The organism is Pantoea sp. EKM21T (assembly GCF_011800405.1).
GTDB lineage: Bacteria > Pseudomonadota > Gammaproteobacteria > Enterobacterales > Enterobacteriaceae > Pantoea > Pantoea agglomerans.
Window position 1 is genome coordinate 33,065 of sequence record NZ_JAALFV010000011.1, and the last position, 18,949, is coordinate 52,013.

Annotated in this window: 14 protein-coding genes; 11 read left to right on the top strand and 3 right to left on the bottom strand. The window is 54.1% G+C overall.

Features of this window, described 5'->3' with window-relative positions; translation table 11 throughout:
• Nucleotides 1–136 precede the first annotated feature (136 nt).
• Both HFD87_RS19550 and HFD87_RS19555 read left to right on the top strand, forming a co-directional pair.
• Complete coding sequence (locus HFD87_RS19550) at nucleotides 137–1,285, top strand: glycosyltransferase (protein WP_050499114.1); 1,149 nt, start codon at nucleotides 137–139, stop codon at nucleotides 1,283–1,285.
• A gap of 25 nt (nucleotides 1,286–1,310) precedes the next feature.
• Nucleotides 1,311–2,543, top strand: a complete 1,233-nt coding sequence (locus HFD87_RS19555) for an O-antigen ligase (protein ID WP_167423824.1) — start codon at nucleotides 1,311–1,313, stop codon at nucleotides 2,541–2,543.
• Nucleotides 2,544–2,624: 81 nt separating this feature from the next.
• Here HFD87_RS19555 and HFD87_RS19560 read toward each other — a convergent pair whose 3' ends face one another.
• Together HFD87_RS19560 and metK are read right to left on the bottom strand one after the other, a co-directional pair.
• Nucleotides 2,625–4,022, bottom strand: a complete 1,398-nt coding sequence (locus HFD87_RS19560) for a sugar porter family MFS transporter (protein WP_010248855.1) — start codon at nucleotides 4,020–4,022, stop codon at nucleotides 2,625–2,627.
• Nucleotides 4,023–4,556: 534 nt separating this feature from the next.
• A complete protein-coding gene (gene metK, locus HFD87_RS19565; protein WP_010248851.1) occupies nucleotides 4,557–5,708 on the bottom strand; it encodes a methionine adenosyltransferase in 1,152 nt (383 codons plus the stop codon).
• Between the two features lie 843 nt (nucleotides 5,709–6,551).
• Here metK and speA point away from each other — a divergent pair.
• The 3 genes from speA to HFD87_RS19580 all read left to right on the top strand — a co-directional run bounded on the left by speA (nucleotide 6,552) and on the right by HFD87_RS19580 (nucleotide 10,226).
• A complete protein-coding gene (gene speA, locus HFD87_RS19570) occupies nucleotides 6,552–8,528 on the top strand; it encodes a biosynthetic arginine decarboxylase (protein WP_010248849.1) in 1,977 nt (658 codons plus the stop codon).
• A 169-nt stretch (nucleotides 8,529–8,697) separates the two neighbouring features.
• On the top strand, nucleotides 8,698–9,618 hold the full coding sequence (speB, locus tag HFD87_RS19575) for an agmatinase (RefSeq protein WP_010248847.1): 921 nt from the start codon (nucleotides 8,698–8,700) through the stop codon (nucleotides 9,616–9,618).
• 197 nt (nucleotides 9,619–9,815) lie between these two features.
• On the top strand, nucleotides 9,816–10,226 hold the full coding sequence (locus tag HFD87_RS19580; protein ID WP_010248845.1) for a YidB family protein: 411 nt from the start codon (nucleotides 9,816–9,818) through the stop codon (nucleotides 10,224–10,226).
• A 55-nt stretch (nucleotides 10,227–10,281) separates the two neighbouring features.
• Here HFD87_RS19580 and HFD87_RS19585 read toward each other — a convergent pair whose 3' ends face one another.
• A complete protein-coding gene (locus HFD87_RS19585) occupies nucleotides 10,282–11,037 on the bottom strand; it encodes a M48 family metallopeptidase (protein ID WP_010671064.1) in 756 nt (251 codons plus the stop codon).
• A gap of 271 nt (nucleotides 11,038–11,308) precedes the next feature.
• Between HFD87_RS19585 and tkt the strand changes: the two genes are divergently transcribed.
• From tkt to argO, 6 genes are all read left to right on the top strand, one after another.
• Entirely contained in the window at nucleotides 11,309–13,303 is a 1,995-nt protein-coding gene (gene tkt / locus HFD87_RS19590; RefSeq protein ID WP_031592557.1) for a transketolase, read from the top strand.
• Between the two features lie 314 nt (nucleotides 13,304–13,617).
• Nucleotides 13,618–14,637 carry an erythrose-4-phosphate dehydrogenase gene (epd, locus tag HFD87_RS19595; RefSeq protein ID WP_010248839.1) on the top strand — a complete coding sequence of 340 codons (1,020 nt, stop codon included), beginning with the start codon at nucleotides 13,618–13,620 and terminating at the stop codon, nucleotides 14,635–14,637.
• 51 nt (nucleotides 14,638–14,688) lie between these two features.
• Complete coding sequence (gene pgk, locus HFD87_RS19600; protein ID WP_010248837.1) at nucleotides 14,689–15,852, top strand: phosphoglycerate kinase; 1,164 nt, start codon at nucleotides 14,689–14,691, stop codon at nucleotides 15,850–15,852.
• Nucleotides 15,853–15,957: 105 nt separating this feature from the next.
• On the top strand, nucleotides 15,958–17,037 hold the full coding sequence (fbaA, locus tag HFD87_RS19605; protein ID WP_010248835.1) for a class II fructose-bisphosphate aldolase: 1,080 nt from the start codon (nucleotides 15,958–15,960) through the stop codon (nucleotides 17,035–17,037).
• Between the two features lie 190 nt (nucleotides 17,038–17,227).
• Entirely contained in the window at nucleotides 17,228–18,109 is an 882-nt protein-coding gene (gene mscS, locus HFD87_RS19610) for a small-conductance mechanosensitive channel MscS (protein WP_167423825.1), read from the top strand.
• Between the two features lie 124 nt (nucleotides 18,110–18,233).
• Entirely contained in the window at nucleotides 18,234–18,857 is a 624-nt protein-coding gene (gene argO, locus HFD87_RS19615; RefSeq protein ID WP_010671062.1) for an arginine exporter ArgO, read from the top strand.
• The last annotated feature ends 92 nt before the right edge of the window (nucleotides 18,858–18,949 follow it).

Genomic DNA, 18,949 nt, shown 5'->3' on the forward strand with positions numbered 1-18,949 from the left:
TCAGAATAATCGCCGCCGCGCAGGAACTCAACGTCGCCAGCGACAAGTGTGGTTCTGGCTGGGGGAAAATTTCTGGTTTAAATATTGTTATGGGCTTTTTTAGAATATTCTATTAATGACATTCACCGCAGAGTGGATGGATGAAAAGCGAACGGCACAGGGCATGGATAAACCAATGAAAAATAATGATAACGTCAGGAAACAACGGATTGTGCTGGTGACGGATCTGATGGCCGGTCGTGGTGGGATGGAAAATGTGACTGGTCAGTTGATTAAGGCCCTGAATGCGGAACCCGGTACTGAAGCAGGGCTGTTTATTATCAACAGCGGAGAGGAGAGCCACTCCCGCGCCTGGACCGCCAATGCTGTTCTGGCTGAGAGCGTCTGCACGCTGCGGAATAAGAAAATAAAAAATCTTATTCATACGCTGAGAATGGCCGCCTTCTTTCGTCGTTATCAGCCCGATCATGTCCTGACCCTCAACACCATTCCCTGCCTGATGACGCGCCGGGCAATCACGCTTTCAGGACGTAAAATCGTATTGTCGAGCTGGATGCACCTGCCTCCGCGTGAACGTTATCGTCCCCATTATCTGCTGCGGGCCGATCACCATTTTGCGATCAGTAATCAGATTAAAGAGCAGCTGGTGGAACTGGGCGCACGCGCCACTGACGTTGACGTGATCTATAACCCGATCAAACGCAATGACACGGTAATCGGCAGACCCCAGGCGCTGAAGTTTCTCTATATTGGTCGCGTCCATTATCAGCGGCAGAAACAGCTTAAAGATCTGTTTGATGCCCTGCAGCAGCTGGATGCGCCCTGGACGCTGGAGATAGTGGGTGACGGGGAAGATCTGACGCAATGTCAGCACTACGTGACGCAACTCGGCATTCAGGATCGCATCACCTGGCATGGCTGGCAGGAGAATGCCTGGGAGTATGTCATCCGCCATATCAGACAGGTCACCTGCCTGGTCATGACCTCTAACTTCGAAGGCTTCCCGCTGATCCTGCTGGAGGCGATGTCACGCGGCGTCTACTGTGTTTCATCCGACTGCATCAGCGGCCCGGCGGAAATTATTCAGAACGGTATTAATGGTCAGCTCTATCCCACCCATGACAGCATGGCGCTGGCCGCGATTCTCAACGCCATGAGCGGGGATTTCTACTTCCCCGATCATCAGGCTATTAAAGCGAGCATCACCGGTTTTTATGAGGAAAATTATATGAAGCACCTGATGAGTGTGTTTAACCGCCTTACTGAGGTTAAGCATGACGAATAAAATCAGTCGCAATGGATTAACGTTAATGGTTAATTTTTCAGTTATTGCGCTCTGCCTGGCGCTGTCACTGAATATGTTTGTTACCGGCCTGCCGCAAAAAATATTTTATCTGGTCTCTTATCTCTCTATCGCGTCCGTGCTGTATGGCCTGGTGCGCAGGCGGGTGGACTTTAAAGAGAACGGTTTTTATATCGCCCTGTTTGCTGTGCTGATTATCTTTGCCTTGATTCGACTGTTCTGGGCGATTCACGTGAAGGGGATCGAAACCGCGCCCTCAGGCGATGCCATCACTAATATGGGCAACTATCTGCTGGGCGCGAAGCGGCTGTTGATGGGTGCCTTTGTGCTGCTCAGTCTGGCTGTTTATGGGGATCGTGTCTCCCTGACTACGCTACGCGTCGGAAAAGGGCTCATCCTTCTTGGCCTGCTGATTACGCTGGGCTTTGGTATCCACGAGCATTTCTACACTGAGAATATCCGCATCAAGCTCACCACCGAAGCCGCCTCCATGTCCTCCTACATGATTCTGTTTATCTATTGTGCCTGGCTGTGGCTAAGCCGCTATGAGACGCACGCTTACTGGAAGGTGGCCGATATCGCTGTGCTGGCAGTGACCTTTGCCTTGCTCTACCTGTGCGGCACCCGTGTGACTCTGATTGCGCTGATTGCCGTGGGGCTGCTGTTCCTGGTGCAGACCTACCGGCTGTCGCTGCTGACTAACTGGCGGATTAGCGCTCTGATGGTGGGCGTAATGGCGGTGCTGATTCTGATGACCAGCAACCGCTGGGTAGAGGGAGTGCAGGATATTGAGAACTTTGGTTCAAACAGTTCGACCTCGCTGGGCGCACGTGTCGCCATCTGGGGCGGGGCGGTCAACTTTATTGAGCACCATGGCGGTTTTGCGACGCCGGATGCGCGCACCACTGAGGCGCGTCAGTTCATCACTGCGCACTATCCTCTCAATGTTGAAGGCTTCACCAACGTTAAATACAACATGCACAACGAGTTCCTCGAGGTGACGTCATTGCAGGGCTGGCTGGGTACGGCGTCGCTGGCGCTGCTCTATCTGACTGTGCTGGCGGGCTGGCTGAAGAAGTGTGATCTGCGCGGCGTGGCGCTGCCGATGGTGGCGCTATTTACCACCGGACTGACCGATTCGGTGCTGCCCTATAATCAGACCGCGACCATTTTCATTATGGCGCTGGCGCTCTGCTGCATACGGCGGCCCCTGCCGGTAACGCGGGTAACCACAGCGTAGTGGGGCGTTGAACAAATAAAAACGGCTGGGTTTCCAGAGAAACCCCGCCGTTTTTTTTACCGCGTTTTTTACCGGGTAAAATTAATCGCGTGAACCGATGTCGCGCAGTTTTTTACCTGCCATCAGGTTACGTTCGATGTGTTCCAGCGAGACGTTTTTGGTCTCAGGGATCAGCATCACCGTCAGCAGAATGAAGAACAGGTTAAGCAGTGCGTAGACCCAGAAGGTGTTCGCATTGCCCAGCGTATTCAGCATCGTCAGGAAGGTCGCACCTACGATCATGTTCGCGATCCAGTTGGTGGTGGTGGAGACAGTGATACCGAAATCGCGGCCTTTCAGCGGCTGAATTTCGGAACAGAGTACCCAGATCAACGGACCGGCTGACATCGCAAAACCGATGATGAACATCAGCAGCATACCTACCGCAAAGTACTGTGCGCCCGGCGAGTGAATGCCGAAGTGCAGCATCGTACCCAGAACGCCCATACCGGCTGCCATCACCATAAAGCCCAGAATCAGGGTAGGTTTACGACCCCAGCGATCCACCAGGCCAATGGCAATAAAGGTCGCCAGTACGTTAACCAGACCCACAATCACCGTGCCCCACATCTGCTGGGTGGTGTTGGTGAAGCCCGCGATTTCAAAGATTTTTGGCGCGTAGTACATGATGACGTTCATGCCGGTAAACTGCTGCATCACCTGCAGCAGGATGCCGAGATAGACCGCACGACGGAAGTGGCTGCTGCTGGTGAACAGACCCCAGCCAGACTGTTTGATCTTCAGACTTTCACGGATCTCTTCCAGCTCACGTTTTGCCTGCTCGCTGGTGTCACGCAGACGATCCAGTACGCGTTGTGCATCGCGGAAGTTGCCTCGCGCCGCCAGCCAGCGTGGGCTGTTTGGCAGGAAGAAAACGCCGACCAGCAGCAACAGTGCCGGAATAGTGATGATGCCCAGCATCCAGCGCCAGTTGCCGGTAAAGCTGAACGCCGTATCGGACAGGTAAGCACCAAGAATACCGATGGTAATCATCAGCTGATAAAGCGAAATCATACTGCCGCGAATTTTTTCCGGAGCGATCTCAGAAAGATAAAGCGGGGCAGTATAAGAGGCGATACCGACTGCCAGACCCAGCAGAACGCGGGCGCTGATCAGCATTTCCGGGTTTGGCGACATCGCCGACCAGAGTGAACCGATAACGAACAGAATCGCACCGGCCATCAGGCTTTTTTTACGGCCCAGGCGGGATGACATCCAGCCGCTGCCGATAGCACCGACCGCCGCACCAAACATCATGGAACTGACGATCCACTCCTGCTGATGAGGGGTGACGTTAAAGTCCTTTGCGATAAACGGCAGAGCACCGGCGATAACGCCGATATCCAGACCGAACAGCAGACCCGCAAGGGCCGCCAGAAAGCAGACAAATAAGGTCATCGCCTTATTTGAAGTTCTGCTTTTGTGTGTATTGCCAGGCATTTTAGCCTCCAGGTTTATCCATCATTGTTTTTATCAATGTTAAAAAACCTTTTGCGGGAAAAAAGTGAGCTTGATCACATCAGTGTAATCGCTTACACACGCTGAAACCCTGAAATTCAGCATATTTTTCCCGGAAAGATTAATTAACCAGTGAGGTATAGCACTCATTAAGTTTCTGACAATGCTCTATTTACTGGCTATCAGACGACGCTGAAAATAACGCATTTTCAGCAGAATAACTACGTGCGTTAATTCCTAAATATCGGATAAACAAAGCATTTCAATTTGTAATCGTTAACATTTAATCGTCAGAAAAAGCGAAAAGAAGTGTAGCTGAAAACTGAAAATTTGCTGCAGAGAGAAGAAGATGTCGGGCAGATGCGTTTTTTTTGTCGTCACGCGCTCACCAGAAATTGCGCTGGGCTGTCGTTCAGAAGGGTAGCGGGAGCAAAATTGCTCCGGTTAGCAATGGGGCTGAAAAGGCAATAAAAAACCCTGCCGTAGTGGCAGGGTTTTTATCTGCAGTCGTTAACCTTACAGGCCAGCCGCTTCACGCAGCAGGGCAGCTTTGTCGGTTTTTTCCCATGGGAAATGTTCACGACCAAAGTGGCCGTAAGCTGCGGTCTCTTTATAGATTGGGTGCAGCAGATCCAGCATCTGGATCAGACCATATGGACGCAGGTCGAAGAACTCGCGCACCAGCAGCGTCAGCTGTTCGGTAGAGATTTTCTCGGTACCGAAGGTTTCCACCATGATAGAAGTGGGTTCAGCCACGCCGATAGCGTAGGAGACCTGGATTTCACAACGGTCAGCAAGGCCGGCCGCTACGATGTTTTTCGCCACGTAACGTGCCGCATAGGCTGCAGAGCGGTCAACTTTAGATGGATCTTTACCCGAGAACGCACCGCCACCGTGACGTGCCATACCGCCGTAGGTGTCTACGATGATTTTACGACCGGTCAGACCGCAATCGCCCATCGGGCCGCCGATCACAAAGCGACCGGTTGGGTTGATGTGATATTTGGTCGAGGCGCTCAGCCACTCTGCGGGCAGAACCGGCTTGATGATCTCTTCCATCACCGCTTCCTGCAGATCTTTCTGGCTGATGGATTCAGCGTGCTGGGTAGAGAGCACAACTGCATCGATGCCCACGATTTTGCCATCGTCATACTGGAAAGTGACCTGGCTCTTGGCATCCGGACGCAGCCACGGCAGGGTGCCGTTTTTACGCACTTCAGCCTGACGCTGTACCAGACGGTGCGCATAGGTCACCGGCGCAGGCATCAGCACGTCTGTTTCGTTGGTGGCATAGCCGAACATCAGGCCCTGGTCGCCCGCGCCCTGTTCCAGCGGATCGGTACGGTCAACGCCCTGATTGATATCCTGAGACTGTTTACCAATCGCGCTTAATACCGCGCAGGAGTTGGCGTCAAAGCCCATATCGGAATGGACATAGCCGATTTCACGTACGGTTTTACGGGTGATCTCTTCGATATCAACCCAGGCGCTGGTGGTGATTTCACCGCCAACCAGCACCATACCTGTTTTAACGTAGGTTTCGCAGGCCACGCGCGCTTTAGGATCCTGTTCAAGGATCGCATCCAGCACAGCATCGGAGATCTGGTCGGCGATTTTATCGGGATGTCCTTCTGATACAGACTCGGACGTAAAAAGGTGTTTAGCCATTCTGTTCTTTACCTTAAATATGGTTTGAGTACGACTGCATAGCGCCAGTGAGGTGGTCTGACCTGACGCCCCTTCAGGCAAAGCCGCGAGCAGTGAGGTTGTGTCAGCACAGCAGGCCAACACCGCCTGGATAGTAACCTGTTTAGATGGAAAACCATCTGGACGGCTATTTTAGGATAGAGGGTAAACCAATTACCAGCCCTTTTTCTGTTTCAGCCTTTAACCTGTCTCTGTTATCGGCATAATTTGCTGACGCTACACGCAATTCCCCGATAATATTTTTGCATTTTAGGGCGGTAAACTGTATAAAACGCCGCTGCTTTGATAGCAGCAGCAAGGATGACGCCACTGTTTGCGTCGCGCCTGTCAGACTCTGGTCTGGCTTTCACCCAGGTTGTTTTCCATGTGCCCCTGGCATATGCGGAGGTGATACAAGTAATGAACCACGCTTTTTCTTCTTCCGGTTCTCTGCGCTGCGGCGCTGCGCTGGCTCTCTCCTGCCTCCCATCTGTTTCTCTTTCCTGCCGACGCGATGTCCGATGCGGTAATTTTACCGACACAGGCGCAGGCTAATCTTTATCTCTGCTCGATCGGTTTTGTCTCTTCTCTGCGCTCGCGCAGCGGAACGACGCAGGTTATCCATGGTCAATACAGATCAGTTAAATGTTCTCTGTTTAAACGGAGATGGCCCGGGTGTTTTACACTTAACTCTCATGCGTGAATCGCGCTGACGGCAACGTCAGGTGAACAGGACATTGCGTTTAATGTGGCAACAGGTTTTCAGATTAGCGGCCATAAAGCCGGTTAACAGTTTCATCTTTCAACGGAAAATTGAGGTTCGCGATGTCTGACGACATGAAGAATATCAAAGGTTCGTCAGCTGGCGAACAGGGTACACTCCGCTCCATGCAGGAGGTTGCAATGAACGATCAGGATGCGAGCAAAATGTTGCGTACGTACAACATCGCCTGGTGGGGCAACAACTATTACGACGTTAACGAACTGGGCCACATCAGTGTCTGTCCCGATCCGGATCGTCCTGACGTGCGCGTCGATTTAGCTCGTCTGGTCAAAGAGCGCGAAGCGCAGGGCCAGCGTCTGCCTGCTTTATTCTGCTTCCCGCAGATCCTGCAACACCGTCTGCGTTCCATTAACGCCGCCTTTAAACGTGCGCGTGAATCTTACGGTTACAAAGGCGACTACTTCCTGGTTTACCCGATTAAAGTTAACCAGCACAAACGCGTGATTGAGTCACTGATCCACTCCGGCGAACCGCTGGGACTGGAAGCGGGCTCAAAAGCCGAGCTGATGGCGGTGCTGGCGCACGCCGGTCAGACCCGTTCGGTGATCGTCTGTAACGGCTATAAAGATCGCGAATATATTCGTCTGGCGCTGATCGGCGAGAAGATGGGCCACAAGGTCTATCTGGTGCTGGAGAAGATGACCGAAGTGCGGCTGGTGCTGGAAGAAGCAGAGCGTCTGAATGTGGTGCCGCGTCTTGGTATCCGTGCGCGTCTGGCTTCGCAGGGCTCGGGTAAATGGCAGTCGAGCGGCGGCGAAAAGTCGAAGTTTGGCCTGTCAGCCACCCAGGTGCTGAAACTGGTTGAGATCATGCGCGAAGCGGGTCGCATCGACAGCCTGCAGCTGCTGCATTTCCATCTGGGCTCGCAGATGTCCAACATCCGCGACATCGCTACCGGCGTGCGTGAGTCGGCGCGCTTCTATGTCGAACTGGCCAAGCTGGGCGTCAACATCAAATGTTTCGACGTCGGCGGCGGTCTGGGCGTCGATTACGAAGGAACGCGCTCGCAGTCTGACTGCTCGGTCAACTACGGCCTGAATGAGTACGCCAACAACGTAATCTGGGCGATTGGTGCTGCCTGTGATGAGCACGGTCTGGAGCATCCGACGGTGATCACCGAGTCGGGCCGTGCGGTAACCGCGCACCACACGGTGCTGGTCTCCAACATCATTGGTGTGGAGCGCAACGAGTTCAGCGAACCTGAAACGCCGGATGCGGATGCGCCGCGCCCGATCCTCAGCATGTGGGAAACCTGGCAGGAGATGCACGAGCCAAGTACCCGCCGTTCGCTGCGTGAATGGCTGCATGACAGCCAGATGGATCTGTTTGATATCCATACCGGCTACTCGTCAGGCACCTACGATCTCAAGCAGCGTTCCTGGGCTGAGCAGCTCTATCTGAGCATCTGCCACTATATTCAGCAGCATCTCGATCCGAGCAACCGTGCACACCGTCCAATCATCGACGAACTGCAGGAGCGGATGGCGGATAAGATCTACGTTAACTTCTCGCTGTTCCAGTCAATGCCGGATGCGTGGGGTATCGATCAGCTGTTCCCGGTACTGCCGCTGGAAGGGCTGAACAAGAAGCCGGAGCGCCGTGCCGTGCTGCTCGACATCACCTGTGACTCCGATGGCACCATCGATCACTACGTGGATGGCGACGGTATCGCGACGACCATGCCGATGCCGGAATATGACCTTGATAACCCACCCATGCTGGGCTTCTTTATGGTGGGTGCTTACCAGGAAATTCTGGGCAACATGCATAACCTGTTTGGTGACACCGAAGCGGTGGATGTCTACGCACGCGAAAATGGCGATGTGGAAGTGCAGCTCTCCGATGAAGGCGACACCGTGGCGGACATGCTGCGTTACGTGCAGCTTGATCCCAACGAGCTGATGGCGCTGTTCCGCAATCAGGTTCAGGCATCCGATCTCGACGAAGAGCTGCGCGCGCAGTTCCTGGAAGAGTTCGAGAGCGGCCTCTACGGCTATACCTATTTAGAAGATGAATAATCGATTATGGCGACCGGTAATCGCATATTGCAGTTGCCGTTAACTATGTCGATAATCTGACTCACTCAATCCCTTCCTCGTCGGGCCTAACGACGCGGAGGGGATTTTTTTCATCTCAACCTTAATGGTTTGCGGGCTGGCCCGACTTACGCACATAGAGAGAGCAATTATGTATAACACGCTTGGCAATCAGTACGACAACTCCCTGGTTTCTAACGCCTTTGGTTTCATGCGTTTTCCGCTGAATTTTCAGCCTTACGACAGCGACGCCGAGTGGGTTATCACCGGCGTGCCGTTTGATGCCGCGACCTCGGGTCGTCCGGGCAGCCGCCTGGGTCCGGGCGCGATTCGCCAGATCTCCACCAATCTGGCCTGGGAAGGCTGCCGCTGGCCGTGGGATTTCGACCTGCGTCAGCGTCTGAACGTCGTCGATTGCGGCGATCTGGTTTACGCCTTCGGTGATTCGCAGGATCTCTCCGACAAATTGCAGGCCCATGCTGAAAAACTGCTGGCCAATGGCAAGCGCATGATGACCTTTGGCGGCGACCACTACGTCACACTGCCGCTGCTGCGTGCCCATGCAAAACACTTCGGCAAAATGGCGCTGGTGCACTTTGATGCGCATACCGACACCTACTCTAACGGCCCGACCTTCGACCACGGCACCATGTTCTTTACCGCGCCGAAAGAGGGTCTGATCGATCCGCAGCACTCAGTGCAGATTGGTATCCGTACCGAATTCGACAAGAGCCTGGGCTTCAACGTGCTGGATGCGGCGCAGGTCAATGACCGCAGCGTTGACGATATCCTCGCCGAAGTGAAACGCACCGTCGGCGATCTGCCGGTCTATCTGACCTTCGATATCGACTGTCTGGATCCGGCGCATGCACCTGGCACCGGCACGCCGGTGATTGGCGGGCTGACCACCGATAAAGCGACCAAGCTGATCCGTGGCCTGCAGGGCATGAACATTGTCGGCATGGATCTGGTGGAAGTCGCACCGGGTTACGATCATGCTGATCTGACGGCACTGGCAGCGGCTACGCTGGCGCTGGATATGCTGCATGTTCAGGCTGTAAACAAAGGCTGATGCCTGCTGCCTGTCGGCTTCAGTCCGGCAGGCGCTGAACGCGGCGTCCTGTCCATCGGGCGGACGCCGCTGCTGTGATCTTCCTCTCTTTGCCATGATCCGATCGATTCCCTTCTGACCCCGACGGGTAACCGTCAGGCGCGAACCCCTATCTGCAACTAAACTTACAGCGTAAAAATGGCGTAGTGGAGATAATCATGGGCTTTCTTGATGAACTGGCTGGCGCACTGGATGGCAACCAGAGTGAGGGGCATCCGCCGGGACAGTTACAGGCTGTCTGGCATTGGGTGCAGGAGCAGGGCGGTATTGAAGTACTGCTGCAAAAATTCCAGCAGGGCGGGCTGGGTGAGGTGTTTGGTTCCTGGATCGGCACCGGCGATAACCATCCGGTTGGCCACAGTGAGATTCAGTCTGCTTTTGGTCAGGATGAACTGCAGTCACTGGCCGACAAACTCGGCACCGATGTGAAAGGGGCATCGGGTACGCTGGCTGCGCTATTGCCGCAGCTGATTGATAAAATGTCGCCGCAGGGACACATGGATGAACAGGCGCTGCATGACAATAAGCTGGATCTGGGCTCGATGGTGGATCAGATATTTAAGCGCTAGCGGACTTCGCACGGCTAAGCGCGCACGCCGGATGCATGCGCGCTCAGCGGCGGAATTACTTGCCGTCGGCAGCAATTCGCTCACGAATATGCGCTGCGCGCGCTTCAGAGGCGGGATGCGAGTCAAACATCGAACTCTGACGTCCCTGTTCCATCTTCGCCAGCTTTTCAAAGCTGGTGGCCAGGCCCATTGGATCGATATTGCGCTTCTTCATCAGGTCGTAGGAGTAGTCATCCGCCTGTGATTCCTGCGTCTGGGAGAACTGCGCATTCACCAGTTTTTCACCCATTTCACCCAGCTGCGACTGCGACAGTGAACCAATCACGCCGCCAACCGAGGCGGCTGCAGTGCGGGCCGCGGTTGTGGCATACGCCAGCTGCATCGCCTTGCGCGTATGACCTAACGCGACGTGGCCCATCTCATGACCCAGCACGCCTTCCACTTCATTGTCAGTCATCATATCCATCAGACCGCTGTAAACACGAATACAGCCATTTGCCATCGCCCAGGCGTTGACATCTTTGGTCTGATAAACCTTGTAGTTAGCCGGTACGCCGTTGATGTTATCGCCCAGCGCCGCGGCGATCTTGTTCAGACGCTGCTGATAATCACTGTTAGCAGGCGCAATCTGATTATCTTTGTCCATCTGCTCACAGGATTTATCGCTCAGCTGTTTTACCTGATCGTCGCTGAGGGTATAAGCCTGATACGCCTGCGCGCCCGACTGCATCAGCGCATTATTGTCTAAACCCTGACAGCCACTGAGCAGCGTCGTCAGTCCAAGCGCTAACACCATTTTTTTGATTTTCATGCTGTATCCCATTCATAACAAGGTAAGAAAAACAAACACCTGAAACTCAGACAGGTGAATAAACGATTTGGTTATAGCGTGCCAGTCTGCACTTTGCTAGCAGATATGGCTGGAAAAGCCATACGAAGCGGCTGCATTTAGCGTTTTACAGCATGTACTTTTGCCCCGTTTCTCATGTACATTGATGGGCAACTTTTTCCTTGTTTTGCCCGGTAACTCATTAATAACAATAAGTTAAGGTGCGAAGCATTAATCCGACCTGGAGTAGAAAATGCCCTCTCGTAAAGAGCTTGCCAACGCCATTCGTGCGTTAAGTATGGATGCAGTACAGAAAGCGAAATCGGGACATCCGGGTGCCCCAATGGGCATGGCGGACATCGCTGAAGTACTCTGGCGCGGCTACCTGAACCACAACCCAACCAACCCGCTGTGGGCGGACCGCGACCGTTTCGTGCTCTCTAACGGTCACGGCTCAATGCTGATCTATAGCCTGTTGCACCTGACCGGTTACGATCTGCCCCTGAGCGAACTGGAAAACTTCCGTCAGCTGCACTCAAAAACTCCAGGTCACCCGGAATATGGCTACACCGTGGGCGTTGAAACCACCACCGGTCCGCTGGGGCAGGGCATCGCTAACGCAGTAGGTTTTGCCATTGCTGAGCGCACGCTGGCAGCACAGTTCAACCGTCCGGGTCATGACATCGTAGACCACAACACCTATGTCTTCATGGGTGATGGCTGCATGATGGAAGGTATCTCGCACGAAGTCTGCTCACTGGCCGGTACCCTGAAGCTGGGCAAACTGGTGGCGTTTTATGATGACAACGGTATCTCTATCGATGGTCACATTGATGGCTGGTTCACCGACGACACCGCTAAGCGCTTTGAAGCTTATGGCTGGCACGTGGTGCGCGGCGTCGATGGTCACGATGCGGATGCGATTGCGAAAGCGATCGAGGAAGCGAAAAGCGTCAGCGACAAGCCTTCACTACTGATGTGCAAAACCGTTATCGGTTTTGGTTCACCGAACAAAGCTGGTACCCATGATTCACATGGCGCACCGCTGGGTGATGATGAAGTGGCACTGACCCGCAAACAGCTGGGCTGGACCCACGCGCCGTTCGTAATTCCTTCTGATATCTACGCTGAGTGGGACGCGAAAGAAGCGGGCCAGGCGAAAGAGTCTGCATGGAATGAGAAATTCGCCGCTTACGCACAGGCTCATCCTGAACTGGCTGCCGAGTTTAAACGCCGCGTCAGCAACGAACTGCCAGCTAACTGGCAGGAAGAGTCGCAGAAGTTCGTTGAGCAGCTGCAGGCGAACCCGGCGAAGATCGCCAGCCGTAAAGCCTCACAGAATGCTATCGAAGCTTTCGGTAAAATTCTGCCGGAATACCTGGGCGGCTCAGCCGATCTGGCACCCAGCAACCTGACAATCTGGTCTGGCTCTAAGCCGATCAACGAAGATGCTGCGGGTAACTACATCCACTACGGCGTGCGTGAGTTCGGTATGACCGCAATCGCCAATGGCCTGGCGCTGCACGGCGGCTTCCTGCCTTACACCGCGACCTTCCTGATGTTTGTTGAATATGCGCGTAACGCAGCGCGTATGGCGGCACTGATGAAGATCCGTCAGATCATGGTCTACACCCACGACTCTATCGGTCTGGGCGAAGATGGCCCGACGCACCAGCCGGTTGAACAGATGGCGAGCCTGCGCACCACGCCAAACATGAGCCTGTGGCGTCCATGTGACCAGGTTGAATCCGCGGTGGCGTGGAAATATGCCATTGAGCGTAAAGATGGCCCGACTGCGCTGATCTTCTCCCGTCAGAACCTGGCGCAGCAGGAGCGTGACACTGCACAGCTGGCTAACGTAGCGCGCGGCGGTTACGTGCTGAAAGATTGCGATGGCACGCCTGAGCTGATCCTGATCGCCACCGGTTCCGAAGTTGAGCTGGCTGTCGGTGCCTGGGACAAACTCACCAGCGAAGGCCGCAAAGTGCGCGTGGTCTCTATGCCATCAACGGATGCCTTCGACAAGCAGAGTGATGAGTACCGTGAATCCGTGCTGCCAAAAGCGGTCAGCGCCCGCGTCGCAATCGAAGCGGGCATCGCTGATTACTGGTTCAAATACACCGGCCTGAACGGCGCTATCGTGGGCATGACCAGCTTCGGCGAATCTGCACCTGCCGATCAGCTGTTCGAACTGTTTGGCTTTACCGTCGACAACGTCGTCGCGAAAGCGAAAGCGCTGCTGGCGTAAAACCGGTCAGGCGGGCCTGTTCCCGCCCGGCTGTAAAAACAGAGGGACGAGATTTTCGTCCCTTTTATTTTTTTATTCCTGCAGTAATAACCGCCTTTTGCCTTAATTTGTGACACAGATCCAAATTTAAGCAGCCAGATTGATCACAATCATTCCTGTTATTCCTTCCTTCTATTATTGTAGCTGAACCGTTTCAGTCGCCAGGCAAATAGCCCTGGTTTCGGACAATGCCGGGTAAGAATCTCCTGTACAAAATGCAGTGAAACGCTCAGGCTAACGGCACGTTTTTTTCAGTCTGACGTGGCAGGAGAGAAATGACGGTACGGGTAGCGATAAATGGTTTTGGCCGGATTGGACGCAACGTCCTGCGCGCGCTGTATGAAACGGGCCGACGTGCAGAGATCACCGTGGTCGCGATTAACGAGCTGGCAGAAGCCACCGGTATGGCGCATCTGCTGAAATACGATACCAGCCATGGCCGTTTTGCTTTCGATGTCCGCCAGGAGCGCGATGTAATGTGGGTGGGTGGCGATACCCTGCGCATTTTGCACCGTGCAGCCATTGCCGATCTGCCGTGGCGTGAACTCGACGTGGATGTGGTGCTGGACTGCACCGGCGTCTATGGCTCACGCGCTGATGGCGAAGCGCATCTTCAGGCTGGCGCCAAAAAAGTGCTGTTCTCTCATCCCGGCGGAAACGATCTCGACGCCACAGTGGTGTATGGCGTTAACCAGCAGTTACTCACCGCCAGTGACCGCATCGTCTCCAACGCTTCCTGTACCACTAACTGCATTATCCCGGTGATTAAACTGCTGGATGATGCGTTTGGTATCGAATCCGGCACCGTCACCACGATCCACTCGGCGATGCACGATCAGCAGGTGATCGACGCCTATCACAGCGATCTGCGCCGTACGCGTGCAGCCAGTCAGTCGATCATTCCGGTGGACACTCGCCTGGCGGCAGGCATTACCCGTATTTTTCCGAAATTCAACGATCGCTTCGAGGCGATAGCCGTTCGCGTCCCGACGATTAACGTGACGGCCATTGATCTCAGCGTTTCTGTGCATCAGGCGGTGACGGCGTGTGAAGTTAACACCCTGTTGCGAAGCGCGGCAGAAGGGACATTTCGTGGTATAGTTGACTATACGGAATTACCGTTAGTCTCAGTAGATTTTAACCATGATCCGCACAGTGCCATTGTGGACGGAACACAAACGCGGGTCAGCGGTCAACACCTTATCAAGACCCTGGTCTGGTGTGACAACGAATGGGGCTTTGCTAACCGAATGCTCGACACGACGTTAGCGATGGCCGCAAGCGGTTTCAGGTAAGACGCGGTATGCGTCTGGCAAAACTTATGAGAATCAACGAGAGGATTCACCATGTCTGTAATTAAGATGACCGATCTGGATCTGGCTGGTAAACGCGTTCTGATCCGTGCCGATCTGAACGTACCGGTTAAAGAAGGTAAAGTGACGTCTGATGCACGTATCCGTGCTTCTCTGCCAACCATTGAAGCGGCGTTGAAACAGGGCGCGAAAGTAATGGTTACCTCTCACCTGGGTCGTCCGACCGAAGGTGAATACAATGAAGAGTTCTCGCTGCTGCCGGTAGTTAACTACCTGAAAGACAAGCTTAGCGGCACCACCGTGACCCTGGCAAAAGATTACCTCGATGGCGTTGAAGTCGGCGCTGGCGAACTGGTTGTGCTGGAAAACGTTCGCTTTAACAAAGGCGAAAAGAAAGATGACGAAGCGCTGTCTAAAAAATATGCTGCTCTGTGCGACGTCTTTGTGATGGACGCCTTTGGTACTGCGCACCGCGCACAGGCTTCTACCCACGGCGTCGGCAAATTTGCCCCTATCGCCTGTGCTGGCCCGCTGCTCTCTGCAGAACTGGAAGCGCTGGGTAAAGTCATGAGCAACCCGGAGCGTCCGCTGGTGGCTGTGGTAGGGGGCTCTAAAGTCTCTACCAAATTTGATGTGCTGCAATCTCTGGTCAAAATCGCGGACACCGTGATTGTGGGCGGCGGCATTGCCAACACCTTCGTCGCTATCGACAACAACGTCGGCAAATCCCTGTATGAGCCAGATTTTGTTGAAGCGGCTAAAGGCCTGCGCGATCAGCACGGTATTCCGGTTCCAACTGACTCACGTGTCGGCACAGAATTCTCTGAAACTGCGACCGCTACCGTGAAAAAGGTTTCGGAAGTTGCGGATAACGAAGAGATTATGGACTTTGGTGATGAAACCGCACAGGCGATGGCTGCCATCCTGAAGGATGCTAAAACCATCCTGTGGAACGGCCCGGTGGGCGTGTTTGAGTTCCCTAATTTCCGTAAAGGCACCGAGATCGTGGCTAACGCCATTGCAGACAGCGATGCCTTCTCTGTTGCAGGCGGCGGCGATACCTTAGCGGCTATCGACCTGTTCGGCATCGAAGACAAAATTTCCTACATCTCTACCGGCGGCGGCGCGTTCCTTGAGTTCGTGGAAGGCAAAAAATTGCCTGCAGTTGCCATGCTGGAAGAGCGTGCGAAGCAGTAATCCTTTGGGGGCGATGCCTGGCGGCATCGCCTGAAGTCTTGCCCGTCTGGGCGTTTAAATCGACGTTCCTCAAGGGGAACAACGGTCACGAAACAGGACACAATCATGTCTAAAATTTTTGATTTCGTAAAACCCGGCGTTGTCACTGGTGATGACGTACAGAAGATCTTCAAAGTTGCGAAAGAGAACAAATTCGCACTGCCAGCCGTAAACTGCGTCGGCACTGACTCCATCAATGCGGCACTGGAAGCAGCGGCGAAAGTTAAAGCGCCAATCATCATCCAGTTCTCTAACGGCGGTGCTGCATTTATCGCGGGTAAAGGCTTCAAGACTGACAAACCACAGGGCGCGGCAATTTTCGGCGCTATCGCGGGTGCGCACCATGTTCACCTGATGGCTGAGCAGTATGGCGTGCCGGTTATCCTGCACACTGACCACTGTGCCAAGAAACTGCTGCCATGGATCGACGGTCTGCTGGACGCAGGTGAAGAGTACTTCCAGAAAAACGGTAAGCCACTCTTCTCTTCTCACATGATCGACCTGTCAGAAGAGTCACTGGAAGAGAACATCGAGATCAGCAGCAAATATCTGGCGCGCATGGCGAAACTCGACATGACGCTGGAAATCGAACTGGGCTGCACCGGTGGTGAAGAAGATGGCGTTGATAACAGCCATATGGACGCATCTGCACTCTACACCCAGCCAGAAGATGTGAACTACGCGTACGAAAAACTGAATGCTATCAGCCCGCGCTTCACCATTGCGGCATCATTCGGTAATGTACACGGCGTTTACAAGCCAGGTAACGTGAAACTGACCCCAACCATTCTGCGCGATTCGCAGAAATATGTGTGTGAAAAACATGGCCTGCCGCACAACGCGCTGGACTTCGTTTTCCACGGCGGTTCAGGTTCTTCTGCTGCAGAAATCGAAGAGTCTATCAGCTACGGCGTGATCAAGATGAACATCGATACCGATACCCAATGGGCAACCTGGGACGGCATCCTGCAGTACTACAAAAAGAACGAAGGCTATCTGCAGTCGCAGCTGGGTAACCCGGAAGGCGCTGACAAGCCAAACAAAAAATACTACGACCCACGCGTCTGGCTGCGTTCAGCCCAGGCCTCTATGGTGGTGCGTCTGGAGCAGGCTTTCAAAGAGCTTAACGCTGTCGACGTGCTGTAACTGACGAGTCGTTACCGTACAAAAAAGGCCCGAAAGGGCCTTTTTTTATGCACAATTTCTGGAAAAGCAGGGTTAAACGCCGGTCGGTTTGGCGCTTAAGGAGATAATTGATTACCCTTGATGGCAGGGTGTCGGATGTCATCTGGCAGTTTTTTCATTCCCGGTGGGAATCTAACAACAGGGCTTATTAATGGAAGAGTTACACGTCGTCGACGGCTTAAACAACGCAGGTAACTGGCTGGTTCGCAATCAGGCGCTGATCATCAGCTATGCCGTAAATATCGTTGCAGCTATTGCCATCATTATTATCGGGATGATTATCGCCCGTATCATTTCTAATGCCGTAAATCGCCTGCTGCGCGCCCGTCACATAGACGCTACCGTGGCGGACTTCCTCTCCGCATTGGTGCGCTATGGGGTTATCGCCTTCACCGTTATCGCAGCGCTGGGACGCATCGGTGTGCAGACCGCCTCGGTGATTGCCGTGCTGGGTGCTGCGGGTCTGGCTGTGGGTCTGGCACTGCAGGGATCACTCTCTAACCTTGCTGCAGGCGTTCTGCTGGTCACCTTCCGTCCGTTTCGCACCGGCGAGTTCGTCGATCTGGGCGGCGTTATGGGAACCGTGCTGCATGTGCAGATTTTCTCCACCACGCTGAGAACGGCAGACGGCAAAATCGTGGTGGTGCCAAACGGCAAGATCATCAGCGGGAACATCGTCAACTTCTCGCGTGAACCGGTTCGCCGTAATGAATTTATCATTGGCGTGGCTTACGAGGCGGATGTGGATGAAGTGATCGCCTTACTGCAACAGGTTGTAGAAGCGGATAGCCGCGTGCTGAAAGATAAAGGTATTCAGATCGGTCTTAACGAACTGGCAGCCTCCTCTATGAACTTTGTGGTGCGTTGCTGGAGCAACAGCGGCGACCTGCAGGACGTTTACTGGGATCTGCTGAAGAACTTTAAGCGTGCGCTGGATGGAAAAGGGATTGGTATTCCTTATCCGCAGATGGATGTGCATCTGCATCAGAAGCAGGCGCCTGAAGCAGAAGCAACCCAGGTTCAGCCACAGTAATCTTTCAGTGGGCGGCGTCTGTCGCCCATTCATTTTGCTAATCGCAGATTAATTCTTTCAATTTCCGCTAATCATCCTCTCTCTTTATACTTCTGCTCCTCTAACGATGTGAGGAAATAATCCTGTGTTATCTCTCTATTTTCAGGGGCTTGCCCTGGGCGCCGCGCTGATTCTGCCGCTGGGACCGCAGAACGCTTTTGTGATGAATCAGGGCGTGAAGCGTCAGTATCATCTGATGACGGCGGCCCTCTGCTCGCTGAGTGATATTCTGCTGATTTGCGGTGGGATCTTTGGCGGCAGTGCCTTGCTGAGCCAGTCTCCACTGCTGCTGATGGTGATCACCTGGGCGGGTGTAGCCTTTCTGTTGTGGTATGGCTGGGGCGCACTGCGTAGCGCTTTTCGCGGCGACGCCGATCTGGCGGACGGTGAGCCATTAAAGCAGAGCAGGGGACGCATTATCGCGACACTGCTGGCAGTGACCTGGCTCAATCCGCACGTCTATCTCGATACCTTTGTGGTGCTGGGCAGTCTTGGCGGTCAGTTGCCGACCACCACCGCGCGTCAGTGGTTTGCGCTGGGCACCATTAGTGCGTCGATCCTGTGGTTCTTTGGTCTGGCGCTGCTGGCCGCCTGGCTGTCACCACGCCTGCGCACCGCCAAAGCCCAGCGCATCATTAACCTGCTGGTAGGCGCGGTGATGTGGTTTATCGCCCTGCAACTGGCGCGCCAGGGCATTGCCGGATTTTGATCCCAACGTCGATCCGGTGCGGTTATTGCCGCGCGGAGGCCGAACTTTTGCCATAATGACCACTCAAAGCATGGCGCATACCGATGCGCTGT

Coding starts and splice junctions, on each gene's coding strand:
- HFD87_RS19550 (WP_050499114.1), top strand. CDS start 137: ATGGATGAAAAGCGAACGGCACAGGGCATGGATAAACCAATGAAAAAT.
- HFD87_RS19555 (WP_167423824.1), top strand. CDS start 1,311: ATGGTTAATTTTTCAGTTATTGCGCTCTGCCTGGCGCTGTCACTGAAT.
- HFD87_RS19560 (WP_010248855.1), bottom strand. CDS start 4,022: ATGCCTGGCAATACACACAAAAGCAGAACTTCAAATAAGGCGATGACC.
- metK (WP_010248851.1), bottom strand. CDS start 5,708: ATGGCTAAACACCTTTTTACGTCCGAGTCTGTATCAGAAGGACATCCC.
- speA (WP_010248849.1), top strand. CDS start 6,552: ATGTCTGACGACATGAAGAATATCAAAGGTTCGTCAGCTGGCGAACAG.
- speB (WP_010248847.1), top strand. CDS start 8,698: ATGTATAACACGCTTGGCAATCAGTACGACAACTCCCTGGTTTCTAAC.
- HFD87_RS19580 (WP_010248845.1), top strand. CDS start 9,816: ATGGGCTTTCTTGATGAACTGGCTGGCGCACTGGATGGCAACCAGAGT.
- HFD87_RS19585 (WP_010671064.1), bottom strand. CDS start 11,037: ATGAAAATCAAAAAAATGGTGTTAGCGCTTGGACTGACGACGCTGCTC.
- tkt (WP_031592557.1), top strand. CDS start 11,309: ATGCCCTCTCGTAAAGAGCTTGCCAACGCCATTCGTGCGTTAAGTATG.
- epd (WP_010248839.1), top strand. CDS start 13,618: ATGACGGTACGGGTAGCGATAAATGGTTTTGGCCGGATTGGACGCAAC.
- pgk (WP_010248837.1), top strand. CDS start 14,689: ATGTCTGTAATTAAGATGACCGATCTGGATCTGGCTGGTAAACGCGTT.
- fbaA (WP_010248835.1), top strand. CDS start 15,958: ATGTCTAAAATTTTTGATTTCGTAAAACCCGGCGTTGTCACTGGTGAT.
- mscS (WP_167423825.1), top strand. CDS start 17,228: ATGGAAGAGTTACACGTCGTCGACGGCTTAAACAACGCAGGTAACTGG.